Origin of the sequence: Orlajensenia leifsoniae (genome assembly GCF_004570845.1) — a bacterium.
Classification (GTDB): Bacteria; Actinomycetota; Actinomycetes; order Actinomycetales; family Microbacteriaceae; genus Orlajensenia; species Orlajensenia leifsoniae.
In genome coordinates this window covers 516130-533413 of sequence record NZ_SPQZ01000003.1, presented here as the reverse complement: position 1 = coordinate 533413, position 17284 = coordinate 516130, and the positions used below count along the sequence as shown (strand labels likewise).

17 protein-coding genes are annotated in these 17284 nt (G+C 68.9%); 6 read left to right on the top strand and 11 right to left on the bottom strand.

What is annotated here, in order from left to right; all coding sequences use genetic code 11:
- Positions 1–3: 3 nt before the first annotated feature.
- On the bottom strand, positions 4–1653 hold the full coding sequence (locus E4M00_RS10435; RefSeq protein ID WP_135120422.1) for a SulP family inorganic anion transporter: 1650 nt from the start codon (positions 1651–1653) through the stop codon (positions 4–6).
- A 123-nt stretch (positions 1654–1776) separates the two neighbouring features.
- Here E4M00_RS10435 and E4M00_RS10430 point away from each other — a divergent pair, with 123 nt between their 5' ends.
- Positions 1777–2217, top strand: coding sequence for a nitroreductase family deazaflavin-dependent oxidoreductase (locus tag E4M00_RS10430; RefSeq protein WP_135120421.1), 441 nt, complete (start codon positions 1777–1779; stop codon positions 2215–2217).
- On the opposite strand, the gene E4M00_RS10425 is transcribed toward E4M00_RS10430, so the two are convergent.
- Positions 2214–2747 (bottom strand): DUF2017 family protein, encoded by a 534-nt coding sequence (locus tag E4M00_RS10425; protein ID WP_135120420.1) that lies wholly within the window; start codon positions 2745–2747, stop codon positions 2214–2216. The two genes, E4M00_RS10430 and E4M00_RS10425, sit on opposite strands and share 4 nt — an antisense overlap.
- The gene (gene clpS, locus E4M00_RS10420) at positions 2744–3040 is read right to left on the bottom strand and encodes an ATP-dependent Clp protease adapter ClpS (protein WP_056170383.1); all 297 of its coding nucleotides are present in this window, start codon (positions 3038–3040) and stop codon (positions 2744–2746) included. Before clpS ends, E4M00_RS10425 begins: the two co-directional genes overlap by 4 nt.
- 108 nt (positions 3041–3148) lie before the next feature.
- Here clpS and E4M00_RS10415 point away from each other — a divergent pair, with 108 nt between their 5' ends.
- Positions 3149–4519 carry a glycosyltransferase 87 family protein gene (locus E4M00_RS10415; RefSeq protein ID WP_135120419.1) on the top strand — a complete coding sequence of 457 codons (1371 nt, stop codon included), beginning with the start codon at positions 3149–3151 and terminating at the stop codon, positions 4517–4519.
- Here the strand turns inward: E4M00_RS10415 and E4M00_RS10410 are convergent.
- The 5 genes from E4M00_RS10410 to dnaK form a co-directional block, all read right to left on the bottom strand.
- Complete coding sequence (locus E4M00_RS10410; RefSeq protein WP_135120418.1) at positions 4491–5627, bottom strand: class I SAM-dependent methyltransferase; 1137 nt, start codon at positions 5625–5627, stop codon at positions 4491–4493. The two genes, E4M00_RS10415 and E4M00_RS10410, sit on opposite strands and share 29 nt — an antisense overlap.
- A gap of 148 nt (positions 5628–5775) precedes the next feature.
- A complete protein-coding gene (locus E4M00_RS10405) occupies positions 5776–6195 on the bottom strand; it encodes a heat shock protein transcriptional repressor HspR (RefSeq protein ID WP_135120417.1) in 420 nt (139 codons plus the stop codon).
- A gap of 19 nt (positions 6196–6214) precedes the next feature.
- Positions 6215–7201: a DnaJ C-terminal domain-containing protein gene (locus E4M00_RS10400; RefSeq protein WP_135120416.1), complete on the bottom strand. Its 987-nt coding sequence runs from the start codon at positions 7199–7201 to the stop codon at positions 6215–6217.
- A gap of 26 nt (positions 7202–7227) precedes the next feature.
- Complete coding sequence (locus E4M00_RS10395; protein ID WP_135120415.1) at positions 7228–7854, bottom strand: nucleotide exchange factor GrpE; 627 nt, start codon at positions 7852–7854, stop codon at positions 7228–7230.
- Positions 7855–7856: 2 nt separating this feature from the next.
- Entirely contained in the window at positions 7857–9707 is a 1851-nt protein-coding gene (gene dnaK, locus E4M00_RS10390) for a molecular chaperone DnaK (protein WP_135120414.1), read from the bottom strand.
- Positions 9708–10084: 377 nt separating this feature from the next.
- Between dnaK and E4M00_RS10385 the strand changes: the two genes are divergently transcribed.
- The 4 genes from E4M00_RS10385 to E4M00_RS10370 all read left to right on the top strand — a co-directional run bounded on the left by E4M00_RS10385 (position 10085) and on the right by E4M00_RS10370 (position 14339).
- Positions 10085–10702: a hypothetical protein gene (locus tag E4M00_RS10385; RefSeq protein ID WP_135120413.1), complete on the top strand. Its 618-nt coding sequence runs from the start codon at positions 10085–10087 to the stop codon at positions 10700–10702.
- Positions 10703–10871: 169 nt separating this feature from the next.
- Complete coding sequence (locus E4M00_RS10380) at positions 10872–11768, top strand: hypothetical protein (RefSeq protein WP_204772992.1); 897 nt, start codon at positions 10872–10874, stop codon at positions 11766–11768.
- 286 nt (positions 11769–12054) lie between these two features.
- Positions 12055–12933: a serine protein kinase RIO gene (locus tag E4M00_RS10375; protein ID WP_135120411.1), complete on the top strand. Its 879-nt coding sequence runs from the start codon at positions 12055–12057 to the stop codon at positions 12931–12933.
- Between the two features lie 104 nt (positions 12934–13037).
- Positions 13038–14339 (top strand): MFS transporter, encoded by a 1302-nt coding sequence (locus E4M00_RS10370; RefSeq protein ID WP_135120410.1) that lies wholly within the window; start codon positions 13038–13040, stop codon positions 14337–14339.
- Between the two features lie 16 nt (positions 14340–14355).
- Here E4M00_RS10370 and E4M00_RS10365 read toward each other — a convergent pair whose 3' ends face one another.
- The 3 genes from E4M00_RS10365 to E4M00_RS10355 are packed head-to-tail and all read right to left on the bottom strand — an operon-like array spanning position 14356 to position 17268.
- Positions 14356–15468 (bottom strand): ABC transporter ATP-binding protein, encoded by a 1113-nt coding sequence (locus tag E4M00_RS10365; RefSeq protein ID WP_135120408.1) that lies wholly within the window; start codon positions 15466–15468, stop codon positions 14356–14358.
- Entirely contained in the window at positions 15465–16460 is a 996-nt protein-coding gene (locus E4M00_RS10360; protein WP_135120406.1) for an ABC transporter permease, read from the bottom strand. Before E4M00_RS10360 ends, E4M00_RS10365 begins: the two co-directional genes overlap by 4 nt.
- 4 nt (positions 16461–16464) lie before the next feature.
- Entirely contained in the window at positions 16465–17268 is an 804-nt protein-coding gene (locus E4M00_RS10355; RefSeq protein ID WP_338033191.1) for an ABC transporter permease, read from the bottom strand.
- Between the last annotated feature and the right edge of the window lie 16 nt (positions 17269–17284).

The following is a 17284-nucleotide window of genomic DNA, read 5'->3' as shown; positions in this document are numbered from 1 at the left end:
ACGCTAGCGCACGGGGTCGGCGAGGGCGGCGATGGCCGCACGGTTGGTCTCGAAGACCTGCTCCTGCCTCAGGATGCCGAGCTTCACCAGGCGCGCACGGGCATCAGGCCGCAGACGGCTGAAGGCGAGCTCGACGTGCTGGGCGCCGAGCCACTCCGACAGGGCGTCGAAGGCCTCGGCGCCCGTCACGTCGACATCCGTCACAGCCTCCATGTCGACCACGAGGTGGCGCACGGTCCCGGTGGGTGCGGATGAGACGGCCGTCTTGACGGCGTCGGCGAAGACCGAGCCGTTGGCGAAGAACAGCGGGGCCGCGAGACGCACCACGATCACGCCCGGGGCCGTCACGGTACCCGTCGGAGCCTGATCGAGAAGCGAGTCCGTGGAGTTGTCGTCCGAGGCGAGCACGTCGATCGCCGGGTGCGACGCCCGTTGGGCGAGATTGATGAGGGCCAGCACGAAGGCCACGAGAATACCCGGGATCGAGCCGATGAAGAGTGTGACGAGGAAGCACACGGCGCCGATCGCGAACTCGAAGCGATCGACCTTCCAGAGTGCGCGGAACTCGCGGATGCCGAGCAGCGGAACGACGGCGAACGCCACGATGGCGCCGATGGCCGGCGAGGGGATGTCGGCGAGCAGCGCCGTGCCGAAGATCAGCAGGAGGAGGGTTCCGGCGGCCATCACGAGGGACGGGAGCTGCGTGCGGGACCCCGCCTGGTCCATGGCGGCTGTGCGGGAGGTCGACGAGCCCACGGAGAAGCCGCCGGTGGCGCCTGCTGCGACGTTGCCGAGGCCGAAGGCGAACAGGTCGCGATTCGGGGATGTGGCGTAGTGGCGCTTCTCACCGTAGGACCGTGAGACCAGAAGCCCCTCGGCTGTGGTCACCAGCGTGAGTGCCATGGCCGACGGGATGAGCGCCAGCCACATCGTCCAATCGATGACCGGCCAGGTGAGCGTGGGCGGACCGGCCTCCACCCTGCCGAGCACGGAGACTCCGGCCCTGTCGAGGTCGGCGAGCACGACGGCCACAGTCGCGACGATCAGCACGACGAGCGCCCACGGCACGGCACGGGCGAATCGCTTGCCGAGGATGAGCACGGCGAGAGCGACCACCGAGATGAGCACCGACCATCCGTTGACCGTTCCGAGGCCGGTCACGAGGTCGACGACCTTGTCGACGAACTCGCCGCCCGAGTCGATCTTCACGCCGAGCATCTTGGCGATCTGGCTGATCAGGATGTCGAGCGCGAGACCCCCGACGAAGCCCACGAGGATCGGCTTCGACAGGAAGTTCGCGAGGAAGCCGAGCTTGAACCAGGCGAGGGCGAGGAACATCACGCCGCAGAGGATCGCCTGGGCGAAGGCGAGCGTGAGGTAGTCGGCGCTGCCGGCCACGGCGAGTCCGCCGATCGACGAGGCGACGAGGGCTGCGGCTGCGGCATCCGGAGACGCGACCAGCTGGCGTGACGACACCGTCAGCGCATAGACGACGGCCGGAAGCACCAGCGCGTAGAGCCCGGCGGTCGGCGGCAGCCCCGCGATCTGCGCGTAGCCGATGTTCAGCGGGATGGCGATGGCCAGCAGGGTGACGCCCGCCGTGAGCTCACGCACGATGTTGCCGCGATTCAGACCCACGAGCGGCTTCTGCATGGTTCCCCTTCGATGCTCGGTGCGCGTCCGCGACCAGTCTCGACAGTACTGGCGGCACGGATGCTCCGCCACGACGTGGCAGGGTGGATGTGAAGCACTCACACAACGGACAGGGGACGACGGATGCCGCTCGAGGGCGAATACGAACACGGAAGCGCCGACTTCGCGCGCAAGCAGGTCGAGGGCTTCGAGGCCTCGAACGGCGCGAAGGACAACACGATGCGCGGCAAGCCGATCATCGTGCTCACGAGCCGCGGAGCCAAGTCGGGCAAGCTGCGCAAGACCCCGCTCATGCACGTCGAGCACGACGGAGAGTACGCCGTCGTGGCCTCGCTCGGTGGCGCCCCGAAGCACCCGGTCTGGTACTTCAACCTCAAGGCCGACCCGCACGTCGAACTGCAGGACGGCGCCGAGAAGCACGACTACGACGCCCGCGAGGTCACGGGCGACGAGTACGCGGCGTGGTGGGAACGTTCGGTGGCTGCCTGGCCCGACTACGCGAACTACCAGACCAAGACCGACAGGGTCATCCCGGTCTTCGTGCTGACGCGCCGCGAGGGCTAGTCGGCCTCGCCACCCTCGCCGGTCACGGCGCCCTCGCCGACCTCGAGCGACTCCAGGGCGGCGATGATGGCGCCCTGCAGCCAGCCGAGCCAGTCGTAGAGGGGCAGCAGCGTGAGCAGCTCGTCATCGGGCTGGATCTCGCTGTCGTCGTCCTCGATGCCGAGCCTGTCGGCCAGCACGCTGCGCACGTCGGTGAGGTGGGTGAGCCAGGGCCAGACGTCGTCGTCGTCGAGTTCGACCTCGACGATCTCGCCGGGGTCGAGTTCGCCGACGGATGCCGCAGCATGCACAGTCCGCGCGGCGTTCACCTTGCCCTCGGCGAGGCCGGCGCGCTCGAAGCGCTCGAACTCGGCCGCCGCAGCCGAGTCGTCGCGGTAGGCCGGCGGGAACAGGCGCGTGAAGGCGCTGTCGTGCGGGGCATCCGTGATCAGGTCGGCGATCTGCCCCGCGAGATCGGCCAGCATGGTGGCCTCGTCGGGCTCGAAGTCGATGCGGATGCGGCCGGCATCCGTCAGCTGCACGCTCGTCATGCGTCTTCCCTGGCGACGGATGCCTGCAGCCCGTAGCCGTGCATCGCCGCGACGTGCCGCTCCATCTGCTCGCGGTTGCCGCTGGCCACAGTGGCGCGGCCCTCGTTGTGCACCAGCAGCATGAGGCGATCGGCCTCGGCGGCCGAGTACCCGAAGTAACTGCGGAACACGAAGGCGACGTAGTTCATCAGGTTGACCGGGTCGTTCCAGACGATCGTCACCCACGGCGTCGCGAGGGCATCGCGCAGCTGCCCCTCGAGGCGGGTGTCCATCTGTTCCAGTGTGTCGGGCATCCCGTCAAGCGTCCCACGAACGGCGAGGCACCGCATCCGGTCACCCGTCATAGCCGACCCCAAGGAAACGCCCACCCGGGATCCAGAGTGCGGTCGTAGCGTGCACGGGTGCCAGCCACAGCCCTGCGCCCCACCGGCCTGCTCAGGTCGGCTCGCGGCATCCGGTGGCGGATGCTCGCCCGACGCCTGCTGCGTTCCCGCCGCGCCTTGGTGATCGCGTTCGTGGCACTGCACCTCGCGTTCCTCGCCTGGCTGCTGCCGCTCATGCTGGCCGGTGGCGTCGCCGGCGACCTGCCGCTCTACCGCCAGTGGGCGATGCACGTGATGGATCACGGGGTCTGGGTAGGCATCGACAGCGACTGGGTCTACCCCGTCGGCGCGCTCCTGCCGGTCGTGCTGCCGGCGATCTTCGGCGCCGGCGCATATCAGCTCGTCTGGTTCCTGCTGCTCACCGCGGCCAACGGCGTCTCCCTGTGGGTGCTGACGGATGCCGGCAGGCGGCGCAGCGCCTACCCGGCCGCCTGGTGGTGGCTCGGCATCCTGCTCCTGCTCAGCCCCGTGGCGCTGCTGCGGCTCGAGGGCTTCACCGGTCCGATGGTGATCGTCGCGCTGGTGCTGCTGGGCACCCGCCCGCGCCTCGCAGCGGCACTGCTCGCCGCGGCCGCGTGGATCAAGGTGTGGCCGGCGGCCGTGCTGCTCGCCGCCGTCATCTCCTCCGGGCGGCGGAGGGTCATCGCGATCTGGGCCTGTCTCACCTCGCTCGCCATCGTCGGCGTGGCGGTCGCGGCGGGCGGCCTCTGGCACGTGACGAGCTTCCTCACGACGCAGGGCAGCCGTCATCTGCAGCTCGAGTCCGTGCTCGGGACTCCCTGGCTGTGGATGGCCATCGCCCACGTTCCCGGCGCAGAGGTGTACCAGGACTGGGCGCTCGAGACCCGCGAGGTGAGCGGGCCGGGCGACATCTGGATCATGGAGAACGGCACCGGCGTGATGCTGGCCGCCGTCGCCGTGATCGCCGTGCTCATCGGCTGGGCCCAGCGGCGCCGCGGGGCAGCCGGCGACCCTCGCCTGCTGCTGACCGGGGCGCTCGCCCTCGCGACGGCCTTCATCGTGTTCGACAAGGTCGGATCGCCCCAGTACATGCTGTGGCTCGCGCCCATCGTGGTGGTGGGCATCGCGCAGCTCGGGCGGGCCTGGCGCGTGCCGGCCATCCTGCTCACGGTCATCGCGGCGGCCACCACGCTGGTGTTCCCGCTGTTCTACCTCGAGCTCATCGAGCTGAGTCCGTGGGCGGCGTCGGTGCTCGGGGCTCGCAACCTGCTGCTGGTCGTGCTGCTCGGCTGGACCGTGCGCGAGCTCTGGCGGCTGGGCCGGGAAGGCGGGACGGATGCTGGCCTGTCGGATGCCGCTCCGCACGTGCGTCGGCCCGTCGAGGCCCGGGCGACCGGAGCTACAGGCGCGTCGACACCGTCACGGTGAACTTGTCGTTGCGCGCCACCTGACGCGTCGGGCCGACCAGCCTGGTGAGCGCGGAGCGATACCCGAGGTGGGTGTTCCAGACCGTCCAGAGTTCGCCGCCCGGCGCCAGCACGCGACCGGCGTCGGCGAACAGCTTGTGCGCCAGGCCCGTGTGCACGGTCGCCCCGATGTGGAACGGCGGGTTGAGCACGATGAACTCGGCGCTTGCATCACCCTGTCTGCTCAGCCCGTCGTCGCGCACCACGGTCACACGGTCGCCCACGCCGTTGGCCACGGCCGTCTCGCGGGCCGACGCCACGGCGGCCGAGGACTGGTCGGTGGCGAGCACGCGGAGGTCGGGGCGGCGGAGCGCCAGCACCGTGCCCAGCACACCGGTGCCGCATCCGAGGTCGATCACCCTCGCGGCATCCGGAGCGGCCTGACCCAGATGGCCCAGCAGCATCCGTGCCCCCATGTCGACGGATGCCCCGGCGAAGGCGGCCGCGTGAGCCACGATCTCCAGGTCGAGGGCGTCGTCGTGACTGCGGCGCGGCCAGCTGGGGGTGGCGGGGGCTCCATCGGCGGCACGCTGGCGCGGCTCGGTGGCGAGCAGGACCCGCGACTTCTGGCGGGCCAGGCTCACGTCGACACGGCCGAAGTGGCGCAGCAGCACCTCGTTCTGCGCCGGGGTCATGTGCTTGAGGCGGCCCCCGGCGACCACTCGTACGTCGGGGGCGGCGAAGCGCGCGATGGCCTCGGCGATCTCGTCGAGCGCGTCGAGGCCGCGCGGGAGGCGCAGCAGCACGATCGAGGCGCCGCTCAGCAGCTTCTCGTCGAGCGCGTGGGAGGTGTAGACGTCGGCGAGGTCGGTGGCAGCGGCGTTGTTGGCCAGCGCCAGTTCACCCGAGAGATCGTCCTGGTGGGTGCGGATGCCGGTCACCTCGTAGAGCGCAGCAGCACCGAGGGTGAGAGCTCCGTAGTCATCGCCGATGACGACGACGGATGCCGGTGCCGCATCGAGCAGCGCGGGGCCGGCCTCGTCGATGATCAGCCTGTCGGCCGCGTCGGAGGCGAACAGGTTCGGCGCCTCGACGTCGGGGAACCGGCGGAGGGACTCGAACTCGAACATGTGCCAAGGGTAGTTCCCACTGCTGGTCGAGTAGTGACCGAGCGCAGCGAGGACGCGTATCGAGACCACATCGGGATTCGCAGAGTGATCTCGATACGCCTGCTCGCTTCGCTCGCGGGCTACTCGATCAGCGGGGCAGAGAGCGTGCTTACTTGCCCTGCTCCAGCGGCCGCCAGACCACGACCTGGGTCGAGCGACGCACGCGGGTGCCCGCCTTCAGCGAGATGACGTCGCCCTCGGACCCTGCCGCGAACACCCGGCGGCCCGGACGCTGCAGCAGTTCGTCGGCGAGCGCGGCCTCGAGTTCGTGCACGCGCTTGCTGAGGGTGACGACCTGGTTCTCCAGGTCGAGCACGCGCCGGATGCCCTCGAGGCTCACGCCCTCGGCGCTCAGCCGGGCGACCTCGCGCAGCTGCACGACGTCGTGCATCGAGTAGCGGCGCGACTTGCCCGAGGTGCGCGACGGAGAGACCAGACCGAGCCTGTCGTATTGGCGCAGGGTCTGCGGATGCATGCCGGCGAGCTCGGCCGCGACCGAGATGCCGAAGATGGCGCTGTGCTCATTCATCCGCAGACCCCATCGTTCGTCAACCGCGGGCTCGCGCCAGCAGCTCGTCGCGGGGGTTCTCGTCGGGGAGGGCAGCAGCGAGAGCCTCGACGGCCTCCTGCGCCTCCTTCGAGAGGTGCGACGGCACGGCGATCTGCACGACGGCGAGCAGGTCGCCCGTGCCCTTCGTCGTGGAGACGCCGCGGCCCTTGACCCGCAGCACGCGGCCGCCGGGGGTACCCGGGGTCACGCGCAGCTTCACGGTCTCGCCCGTGAGCGTCGGCACCTCGATGGTGGCGCCGAGGGCGGCCTCCACGAAGGTCACCGGCACTGTCACGCGCAGGTTGAGGCCGTCACGCTCGAAGACGGGATGCTTGCGCACAGCCACCGTGAGGATGAGATCACCGGCGGTTCCGCCGTCGGGCGATGGCTCGCCCTTGCCGCGCAACCGGATCTTCTGACCGTCGGAGACCCCGGCCGGGATCTTCACCTTGATCTCGCGTCCGGCCGAGGTCTGCAGCGTGATGGTCTCGCCGGTCACAGCGGTCTGGAAGTCGAGCGTCGTCGATGCCGAGACATCGCGCCCGGGAGTCGGACCGCCGAAGCCGCGATAGCCGCCGCTCGACTGCCCGAACCGCCCGCCCTGACCGCCGAACATGCCACCGAGCAGATCGTCGAACTGCGTCTGCTGGCTGGACTGCTGACCGCGCGCTCCACCGCCGAACATGCCGCCGAAGACGTCCTCGAAGCCGCCCTGGCCACCGGCGCCGCCCGCCGTGAAGCGAGCACCGCCGCCCATGGCGCGCACGGCGTCGTACTCCTTGCGCTGCTCGGGGTCGGAGAGCACCGAGTTGGCCTCGCTGATCTCCTTGAACTTCGCCTCGGCCGCAGCGTTCCCCGGGTTGGAATCGGGGTGGTACTTGCGGGCGAGCTTGCGGTAGGTCTTCTTCAGGTCGGCCTGCGTCACATCCTTCGAGACGCCGAGAACCTTGTAGAAGTCCTTGTCGAACCAGTCCTGGCTGGCCATCTGGCTCCCTTCTGAGGGCTCTGGGCCTAGGCCGGAACCTTCACGACGACCTTGGCCGCGCGAAGCATGGATGAACCCAGGTAGTAGCCGGTCTCGACGACGTCGGCGACGGTGTCGGTCTCCACCTCGTCGCTCGGCTGCTGGAAGATCGCCTCGTGGATGTTCGGATCGAACAGGTCGCCCACGGTTCCGAACGGCGTGAGTCCGAGTCGCTCGACGGATGCGCGCAGCTTCGACGCGATGGTCGAGAACGGCGTCTCACCCTCGAGGTCCCCGTGCTTCTCGGCACGGTCGAGGTCGTCGAGCACCGGAAGCAGGATCTTGACGACCTCGCCCATCGAGCGCTCGCGCTCGACCTCGCGGTTCGCGTCGGTGCGCTTGCGGTAGTTCGCGTACTCGGCGGTGACCCGCTTGAGGTCGGTGAGGTGCTGCTCCGCGAGTTCCTCGGCGGAGGACTGACCCGAGAGGAAGCTCAGGTCGGCATCCGACAGGCTGGTCTCGACGTCGGGGCCCTCGAAGCCGTCCTCGACATTCACATCCGACAGCCCGGCCTCGGGGGCGTCCTGTGCGGACGCCCCGTCGGTCTGCGGCTGCTCGGGGCCGTCGTTCCCAGGCTCAGGAGCCGTGTTCTCGTTGTCCCGATCGTCGGCCATGGTTACTTCTGCTCCTCGTCGTCGACGACCTCGGCGTCAACGACATCCTCATCGGATGAGGTCGACTCCTCGGCGCCGTCGGTGGGAGCGGCATCCGGTGCAGCCTGCGACTGCGAGTAGATGGCCTCGCCGAGCTTGCCCTGCGATGCATTGAGCTTGTCGAACGCGGTCTTCACGGCCTCGTCGTCGTCGCCGGCGAGAGCACTCTTGAGTGCGTCGACGTCGCCCTGAACCTCGGTCTTTACGTCCTCGGGGAGCTTGTCCTCGTTGTCCTTGATCAGCTTCTCGATCGAGTAGACGAGCTGCTCGGCGGAGTTGCGGGTCTCGGCCGACTCGCGGCGCTTCTTGTCCTCGGCGGCGTTCTCCTCGGCCTCGCGCACCATGCGCTCGATGTCCTCCTTGGGCAGCGAGGAGCCGCCCGTGATGGTCATCGACTGCTCGGTGCCGGTGCCCTTGTCCTTGGCGGACACGTGCACGATGCCGTTGGCGTCGATGTCGAAGGTGACCTCGACCTGCGGAACGCCCCGAGGAGCCGGCGCGATGCCGGTGAGCTCGAAGGTGCCGAGCGGCTTGTTGTCGCGGGTGAACTCGCGCTCGCCCTGGAAGACCTGGATGGCCACGGACGGCTGGTTGTCGTCTGCCGTGGTGAAGGTCTCGCTGCGCTTGGTCGGGATGGCCGTGTTGCGCTCGATGAGCTTGGTCATGATGCCGCCCTTGGTCTCGATGCCGAGGCTGAGGGGGGTGACGTCGATGAGCAGCACGTCCTTGCGCTCGCCCTTGAGGACGCCGGCCTGGAGGGCGGCGCCGACGGCGACGACCTCATCGGGGTTGACGCCCTTGTTGGGCTCCTGGCCGGTCTCCTTCTTCACGAGGTCGGAGACGGCGGGCATGCGGGTCGAGCCACCGACGAGCACGACGTGCGCGATCTCGTCGAGCTTCACGCCGGCCTCACGGATGACGTCCTCGAAGGGCTTCTTCGTGCGGTCGAGCAGGTCGCTGGTCATGTTCTCGAACTCGGCGCGGGTGAGTGTCTCGTCGAGGTTGGCCGGGCCGTTCTCGGTGAGCGAGAGGTAGGGCAGCTGGATGCTGGCCTTCATCGAGGAGCTGAGCTCCTTCTTGGCCTGCTCCGCAGCCTCCTTGAGGCGCTGCTTGGCGATCTTGTCGTTCGAGACGTCGACACCGGTCGAGTCCTTGAAGCGCTTGATCAGCCAGTCGACGATCCGCTGGTCCCAGTCGTCTCCACCGAGGCGGTTGTCACCGGCGGTCGAGCGCACCTGGATGGTCGAGAAGTCGTCGTCCTTGCCCACCTCGAGGAGGGAGACGTCGAAGGTTCCACCACCGAGGTCGAAGACGAGGATGAGCTCGTCCTCCTTGCCGCGGTCGAGGCCGTAGGCCAGAGCTGCCGCGGTGGGCTCGTTGATGATGCGCAGCACGTTGAGGCCTGCGATCTCGCCGGCCTCCTTCGTGGCCTGGCGCTCGGCGTCGTTGAAGTAGGCGGGAACCGTGATGACGGCATCCGTCACCGTGTCGCCGAGGTACTGCTCTGCGTCGCGCTTGAGCTTGGAGAGGATGCGCGAGGAGATCTCCTGCGCCGTGTACTTCTTGCCGTCGATGTCGGTCTTCCAGTCGGTGCCCATGTGGCGCTTGACGCTGGAGATGGTGCGGTCGACGTTGGTCACGGCCTGGCGCTTGGCGGTCTCGCCGACGAGCACCTCGCCGTCCTTCGTGTACGCGACCACCGACGGGGTGGTGCGGAAGCCCTCGGCGTTCGCGATGACCTTGGGCTCGCCGCCCTCGAGGACGCTGACGACCGAGTTGGTGGTTCCGAGGTCGATACCTACTGCACGTGACATGTGTGTTTCTCCTTCTGCCGCGATGGTGCCGCGGCCTGTGGTTCGGCCTTCCGGCCTGCCCTTCGGCAGGCCCGTGAGAGCGATCCGAAGTCTGTCCATCAAGACTTGAGCCTTGATGACTCAAGTGTTCCACCGGGGCCAAATGGTGTCAAGCCGAAGTCGCCAAAGTTGAGTCGAACCCACTCAACTCTCAGCTTCGCCGCTCGCCGAACCCCTGACCATCGGCCGATTCCCGGTCCTCACCATGGGGTGCAGTAGTCTCACGGCGGTTGACCGAGCCGGGATCGCGTGTCGTCCGGATGTCGCCCGGATATCGCTTGCGCGACGATCGATCCCATTCCCTGCCAATCGTCACCGTCGCTGCCTACGATGGCGCCATGTCGACCCGGACGCCTCTCGCCCCCGCCGCACGCCGCTCCTTCGCCGTCGCCACCGCACTCGCGCTCACCCTCGGCCTCGGCCTCAGCGGCTGCGCCGGGGCATCCGGCGGGCCATCGGATGCCGCATCCGGAACCGTGAACCCCACACCCACCTTCGGCTCCTCGAGCTCGTCACCGAGCGCTGTCGCCCCGCGCGACCAGGCAGCGCCCACGGCCGATACGCCCATCTCGGCGCCGGGCTGCGAGACGTTCCTCACCGAGGAGCAGACGGCAGGACTGACGGCGGAGGGCTACGTGCCGAACCCGCTGTCGACGTGGCCCGACGTCATGGCGGAGGCCGCAGCGGCCGGCGGCACCTGGTGCGCCTGGACCAGCCCCGACGGCGGCCCCGACCTCCAGGGCGGGTTCGTCGCCATCCCCGAGCCCCTCTGGCAGGCGAAGCGCGGCGACCTCATCGCCCAGGGCGCCACCGAGGACGACGCGAGCTACCCCGGCTTCATCGCCCTGCCCGATCAGGGTGCGCCAGACGTCGACGGCGGGTTCGTCTACGCCAACGGCTACCTCGTCTACGTGAGCACGCCGAAGCTGGCGGCATCGGTAACCGTGCTGCAGTAAACCCGCGCTTGCTGGCGCAGCAGTTTCGGCTGGAATGCAGCTTTATAAGCAGCCGGAACTGCTGCGCGGGCGACGGGATGCGGGTCCTCCCCACCCCATGCAGGACCGACGGGGTAGACGGATGCCGTCCGACGACGGGCGGCGACTCCGGCGAGGGCGACGATCGGGCATGCGCCATCCAGCCCCACTTCCGCCCGCGCTCGCCGCGCGGCCCTTCACCGTCTCAGACGCCGAACATCACGGGTTGACGCGAGCGCGCACCCGGGCGAAGGACCTCGACTCGCCGTTCCGCGGCGTTCGGACCGCGACCGTCGCCGACGACCTCGAGGCGCTCTGCCGCGCCTACGCCGCCCGGATGCCGACCACGCAGTATTTCAGCCACACCACCGGCGCCCTGCTCTGGGAGATCCCCCTCCCGCGACGACTGGAGGTCGAGCCGTTGCTGCATGTGAGTTCCGATGCCGGCAGCCAGCCGCCACGCATGCGCGGCATCGTCGGGCATCGAGGAGCGACGACCGCTGCCCGCACGCGCCATAACGGGCTCTCCGTCGCTGCACCGTGTGATGCCTGGTGCCAGACCGCGGGACTGCTGACCCTGGACGAGGCGATCATCGCCGGAGATCGCCTGGTCGGCTGGCCGCGCCCACTGTCCACCCTCGATGACCTGGGCCGGGCGATCACCGCATTCGGAGCGCGGCCCGGCGCGCGTCGCATCGCCGTGGCACGCACGTGGATCCGGGAGCGCTCTGCCTCCGCCAGGGAGAGTCGCCTGCGCCTCGTGACTCTGCGCGCTGGTTTTCCCGAGGCGGAGCTCAACGGCCCCATCGCCCTGTCGTCAGGTCGGAACACGCACGGCGATCTGGTGTACCGCCGCTACAAGGTCCTGCTCGAGTACGACGGTGAGCAGCATCGACTCGACGGGCACCAGTTCGCGACGGACGTGAATCGGCTCAACGACCTCTCCGAGGACGGTTGGATCGTCATCCGCGTCGGCAAGCGCATGACGGACCTCGAGGTGCTCGAGCGCCTCGAACGGGCGCTGCGCTCCCGCGACTGGACACGCTGATACGCCGGCGCTGCAGTTTCGGCTGCAATGCCGGCCTCGAAGCAACCACAACTGCCGCGCGGAGGACGGGCGGCGGGCATTGCCCCCACGGCGCGCGCGGGCGTAGGCTGAGCGCGCGCGTTCGCGCATCCGTTCCACCGGAGATCGAAGGGAGTGATATCGCATGGCCGTCTTCTCAGTGACACCTGCTCACTCCTCCTTCCTCGAGGTCATCCGCTAGCACCCGCCCTGCGTCTCACGCGGCGCGGACATCCGGTGGCCTCCGTCTCATCCGGAGAACATCACCTTGTCTTTCGACACCCCTCTCACGACCCCCACTCTCACGACCTCCCACCCCGCCTTCGACGAGTTCGACGGCGCCTTCACCCTCGCGGAGCCCGGTGACGGCCAACGCTGGTCGACCTGGCCGTCGATCACGCCGACCGAGCGCGGACCCCAGCCGTATCCGTCGTGGCTCGTCACGAGCGCCGCCGCCTTCGACACGGAGCTCGGCATCGTCAAGACCGGCAAGGAGGGCGACGTGTTCCTCATCGAGCGCGGCGTTCCCGACGACGGTTCCGGCAACCCCGGCCCCAGCTGCCTGCTCGCCGCGAAGAGGTACCGCGGGCTCGAGACCAGTGACTTCCACCGATCCGCCCAGTATCAGGAGGGGCGACGGATGCGGAACACCCGCGACACCCGAGCCATCGCGCGCGGCTCCTCCTACGGCCGCGGCGTCGCCTCCGGACGGTGGGCGTTCGCCGAGTTCGAGGCGCTCTGCCGTGCGCACGCGGCCGGCGTGCCGGTTCCCTACCCCGTGCAGGTCAACTCCACCGAGGTGCTCATGGAGTTCATCGGCGACGGACGCACCGCCGCACCGCGGCTCGCCCAGGTGCGGGGGCGACGCGACGAGCTCGAGCCGCTGTTCGACCAGACCTTCGAGATCATGCGCTCCTTCGCCAGGGCCGGCGTCGCCCACGGAGACCTCTCGGCCTACAACCTGCTCGTGCACGACGCCCGCGTCGTGGTCATCGACCTGCCCCAGCTCGTCGACGTCGCCGCCAATCCGAGCGGCCTCGACTTCCTGCACCGCGACGTGACGAACGTGTGCACCTGGTTCAGCAGGCACGGCCTCGACCGTGACGCCGAGTCGTTCTTCGCCGAGCTCGTCGCCGAGCTGTGGTGACGGATGCCGGGCCCGCAGACGGGGCGGCACCCGGCGCCGGGCGCGCTCGTATTCCGCCACCGGGATGCAGCGTGTCGTTCACCCCGCGGCATTAGCCTGAGCGCATGACCAGCACCGTTGCCGATCCGCAGACCGCTCGAGGCCAGATCCTCGCGTGGGGCCTGTGGGACTGGGGATCGGCGGCGTTCAACGCCGTCGCCACCACCTTCGTCTTCACCGTCTACATCACCGGCCAGGCGTTCGGCGAGGAAGCCGCGGTGTCGGCCCAGCTCGGCTGGGCGCTCGGCCTGGCGGGCATCGTGGTGCTGCTCATCGCCCCGGTGACGGGCCAGCGTTCCGACACGTCGGGCCGCCGCAAGCTCTGGCTGGCCGTGAACACCGCCGTGGTGGTCGCCTGCCTGGCACTCATGTACCTGGTGCAGCCGAGCCCCGACTACCTGCTCCTCGGCCTCATCCTGCTGGCCGTCGGTACGGTGTTCTTCGAGATCGCCGGCGTCAACTACAACGCCATGCTCGCCCAGATCTCGACCCGCAACACCGTCGGCCGCGTCAGCGGATTCGGCTGGGGCATGGGCTACATCGGCGGCATCGTGCTGCTGCTCATCGTCTACTTCGGCTTCATCAAGCCCGAGGTCGGCCTGTTCGGCGTGACGAGTGAAGACGGCCTCGCCGTGCGGGTCTCGATGGTGATCGCGGCCCTGTGGTTCGCGGTCTTCGCCCTGCCCGTGCTGTTCGCCATTCCGGAGCTTCCGGTGACGGATGCCGCCAAGCGCGCCCGCGTCGGCTTCATCCAGTCGTATGCCGTTCTCGGAAAGGACATCGCCCGGCTCTGGAAGACCAGCCGCCAGACGGTCTACTTCCTGCTCGCGAGCGCCGTGTTCCGCGATGGGCTCACCGGCGTCTTCACCTTCGGCGGCGTGCTCGCTGCAGGCACCTTCGGCTTCTCCCCCGGCGACGTCATCATCTTCGCGATCGCCGCCAACGTCGTGGCCGGTATCTCGACCATCAGCGTCGGCTACCTCGACGACAGGCTCGGCGCGAAGCCCGTGATCATCACGGCGCTGATCGGCCTCGTGATCTCGGGCACGCTGGTGTTCCTCCTGCACGACGGCGGAACCGTGGTCTTCTGGATCTTCGGCCTCGCGCTCTGCCTCTTCGTCGGCCCGGCGCAGTCGGCGAGCCGCACGTTCCTGTCCCGGCTCATTCCCGCCGGGCGCGAGGGCGAGGTCTTCGGTCTCTACGCCACGACGGGCCGGGCGGCGACGTTCCTGGCGCCCACGGCGTTCGCGCTGTTCGTGACCATCGGCGGCGAGCAGTACTGGGGCATCCTGGGCATCGTGCTGGTGCTGCTCATCGGGCTGCTCCTGCTCACTCCCGTGAAGGCGAAGCAGGACCAGCTCAGCTAGCCAGGTCGAGCGGGTCCTACCGCGCCAGCTCCTGCGGCAGAAGCGCCTCGTCCTCGTGCAGCCAGCACGCGACGGTCCGGCCCGGCTCGGGCTTGGCCGGCGAGATCTGCAGCACGGGCTCCACGGTCACGCACTTCTCCATGGCGAACGGGCAGCGCGGGTGGAACTTGCAGCCCGTCGGCAGGTTCGCCAGGTCGGGCGGGGAGCCCGGGATGCCCGTGAGCTCGGTCTTCGGTCCTTTGAGCGGCGGGAACGACTTCAAGAGCCCTCGGGTGTACGGATGCCGCGGACGACGGTAGAGCTCTTCGGCAGGGCCCTGCTCGATGATCTCCCCGGCATACATGATGGCGATGCGGTCGGCGATCTCGATGAGCAGCGACACGTCGTGCGTGATGAAGATGACCGAGAAGCCCATGCGGTCGCGCAACTGCACGATCTGCTCGACGATCTGGCGCTGCATCACCACGTCGAGCGCCGTGGTCGGCTCGTCCATGATGAGGATCTGCGGCTCGAGGGCGAGGGCCATGGCGATCATCACGCGTTGACGCATGCCGCCCGAGAGCTGGTGCGGGAAGGCACGCAGGCGTTCCGCCGGGATGCCGACGAGCTGCATGAGCTCCTTGGCGCGGTCCTGGCGCTGCTTCGACGACCACGTGGGCCGATGCACCTGGATCGCGTCGAGGATCTGCCGGCTGATGCGGTACACGGGGTTCAGCGAGTTCATCGCACCCTGGAACACGATGGCGAGGTCGCTCCAGCGCACGGCCCGCAGCTCGTTGTCGCTGAGCGACAGCAGCTCGTGCTCCTGCCCGTCGACCGCTCGGAAGTGGACCTCGCCGCCGGTGATGACGCCGGGCGGGGGGAGCAGCCGCGTCGCGGCGTAGGCGAGCGTCGACTTGCCGCATCCGCTCTCCCCTGCGAGTCCGAGGATCTCCCCGCGACCGAGCTGCAGCGAGACGCCCTTGAGAGCCTGCACCGCATTCTCTCCGTAGCCGTACTGCACGGAGAGTTCGCGGATGTCGAGCACGAGGTCGTCGGCGAGCTGCGCCGGCGGCGGCACGACGCGCACCTCCGGCCGTGAGGGGCGCGACGACCGTTCGGCGCGTTCCTGGCGGGTCTGGGTGGTCATCGGTTGGCCTCTTCTTCGATCATGGCGAACGACGTGTCGATGGCGGGGACGGGCTCGTGGGGCTTGGGGCGACGACGCGGCTTCGGTGGAGCGAGGTGGCCACGGGCGACGGGGGTGAAGCCCACGCGCGGGGTGATGCCGAGGCGCTTGAGGTCGCGCGAGCGGGCGGCCGTGGTGCGCAGTCGCGGGCTCACGTACTCGTCGATGCCGAAGTTGATCAGCGCCAGGGCCATGCCGACGAGGGCGATGCAGAGGCCGGCGGGCACGAACCACCACCACGCGCCCCGGGCCAGCGCCTGGTTGGACTGCGCCCAGAACAGGATGGTGCCCCAGTTCCAGTCGGAGATCGACGCGACGCCGATGAAGGCCAGCGTGATCTCGGAGAGGATGGCGAAGGTCACGGTGCCCACGAAGCTCGACGCGATGATGGCCGTGAGGTTCGGCAGGATCTCGACCGTCACGATGCGCCAGAGCGACTCGCCGTTGGCGCGGGAGGCCTGGATGAAGTCGCGGTTGCGAAGGGACAGGGTCTGCGCTCGCATGATGCGGGAGCCCCAGGCCCACGCAGTGATCGAGATGACGGCGGCTGTGGTGAACTCGCCGGCCGACGGCAGCTGACTGGTGATGATGATGATGAGCGGCAGTGCCGGGATGACCAGGAAGATGTTGGCGAGCGCCGACAGGATCTCATCCGTCAGCCCGCCGACGTAGCCGGCCGTGACTCCGACGATCACGGCGAGGAAGGTGGCGATCGCGCCGGAGACGAAGCCGACGACGAGCACGCCGCGGGTTCCGACGAGCAGCTGCGACAGGATGTCCTGCCCGACCTGCGTGGTGCCCAGCCAGTGCTCGGGGCTCGGGGGAGCCAGAGTCGCGTCGCCGAGGGCGTCGGGGTCGTAGGGAGCGATCCACGGGCCGATGATGGCGATGAGCACGAAGAAGCCCAGGATGATGAGTCCGGTCAGCGACTTGCGGTTGCGGATGAATCCCATGGTCCTAGTCCTGCCTGGTGCGCGGGTCGAGCACGACGTACAGGACGTCGGCGAGGAGGTTCGCCACGAGCACGGCGATGGTGATGACGAGGAAGATCGCCTGCATCAAGGGGTAGTCCTTGGCGTTCACGGCCTGGAACAGCACGAAGCCGATGCCCGGGTAGCTGAACACGATCTCGGTCACGAGGGTTCCACCCACGATGAAGCCGAGGGCGAGCGCGAAGCCGGAGATCTGCGGCAGCACGGCATTGCGGGCTGCGTAGCCCACCATGACCGTGCGCTCCTTGAGGCCCTTGGCGTGGGCGACCGTCACGAAGTCCTCGCTCGAGACCGTGACCATCATGTTGCGCATGCCGAGGATCCAGCCGGCGACGGAGCTCAGGATGATCGTGACGGCCGGCAGGATGCCGTAGTAGAGCACCGAACCCATGAACTCGATGTTGAAGCCGGGGATCGCACCCCACGCGTAACCTCCCGACGCCGGGAAGATCGGGATCCACACCGCGAAGATCATGATGGCGATGAGGCCGAGCCAGAAGTACGGAACGGCCGAGAAGAAGGTGGCGACGGGAAGCACGCCGTCGATCCAGCTGCCGCGGCGCCAGCCGGCGAGGACGCCGACGCTGGTGCCGATGATGAAGCTCAGCAGCGTGGCGATGCCGACGAGGCCGATGGTCCAGGGCAGCGCCTGCGCGATCACCTCGGAGACCGGCGTCGGGTAGTAGGTGAACGAGAGACCGAAGTCGCCTCGCAGGATGCGCCCGATGTAGTTCCAGTACTGCACCCACAGCGGCTGCGGGTCGTCCATGCCGAACAGCGCCTTG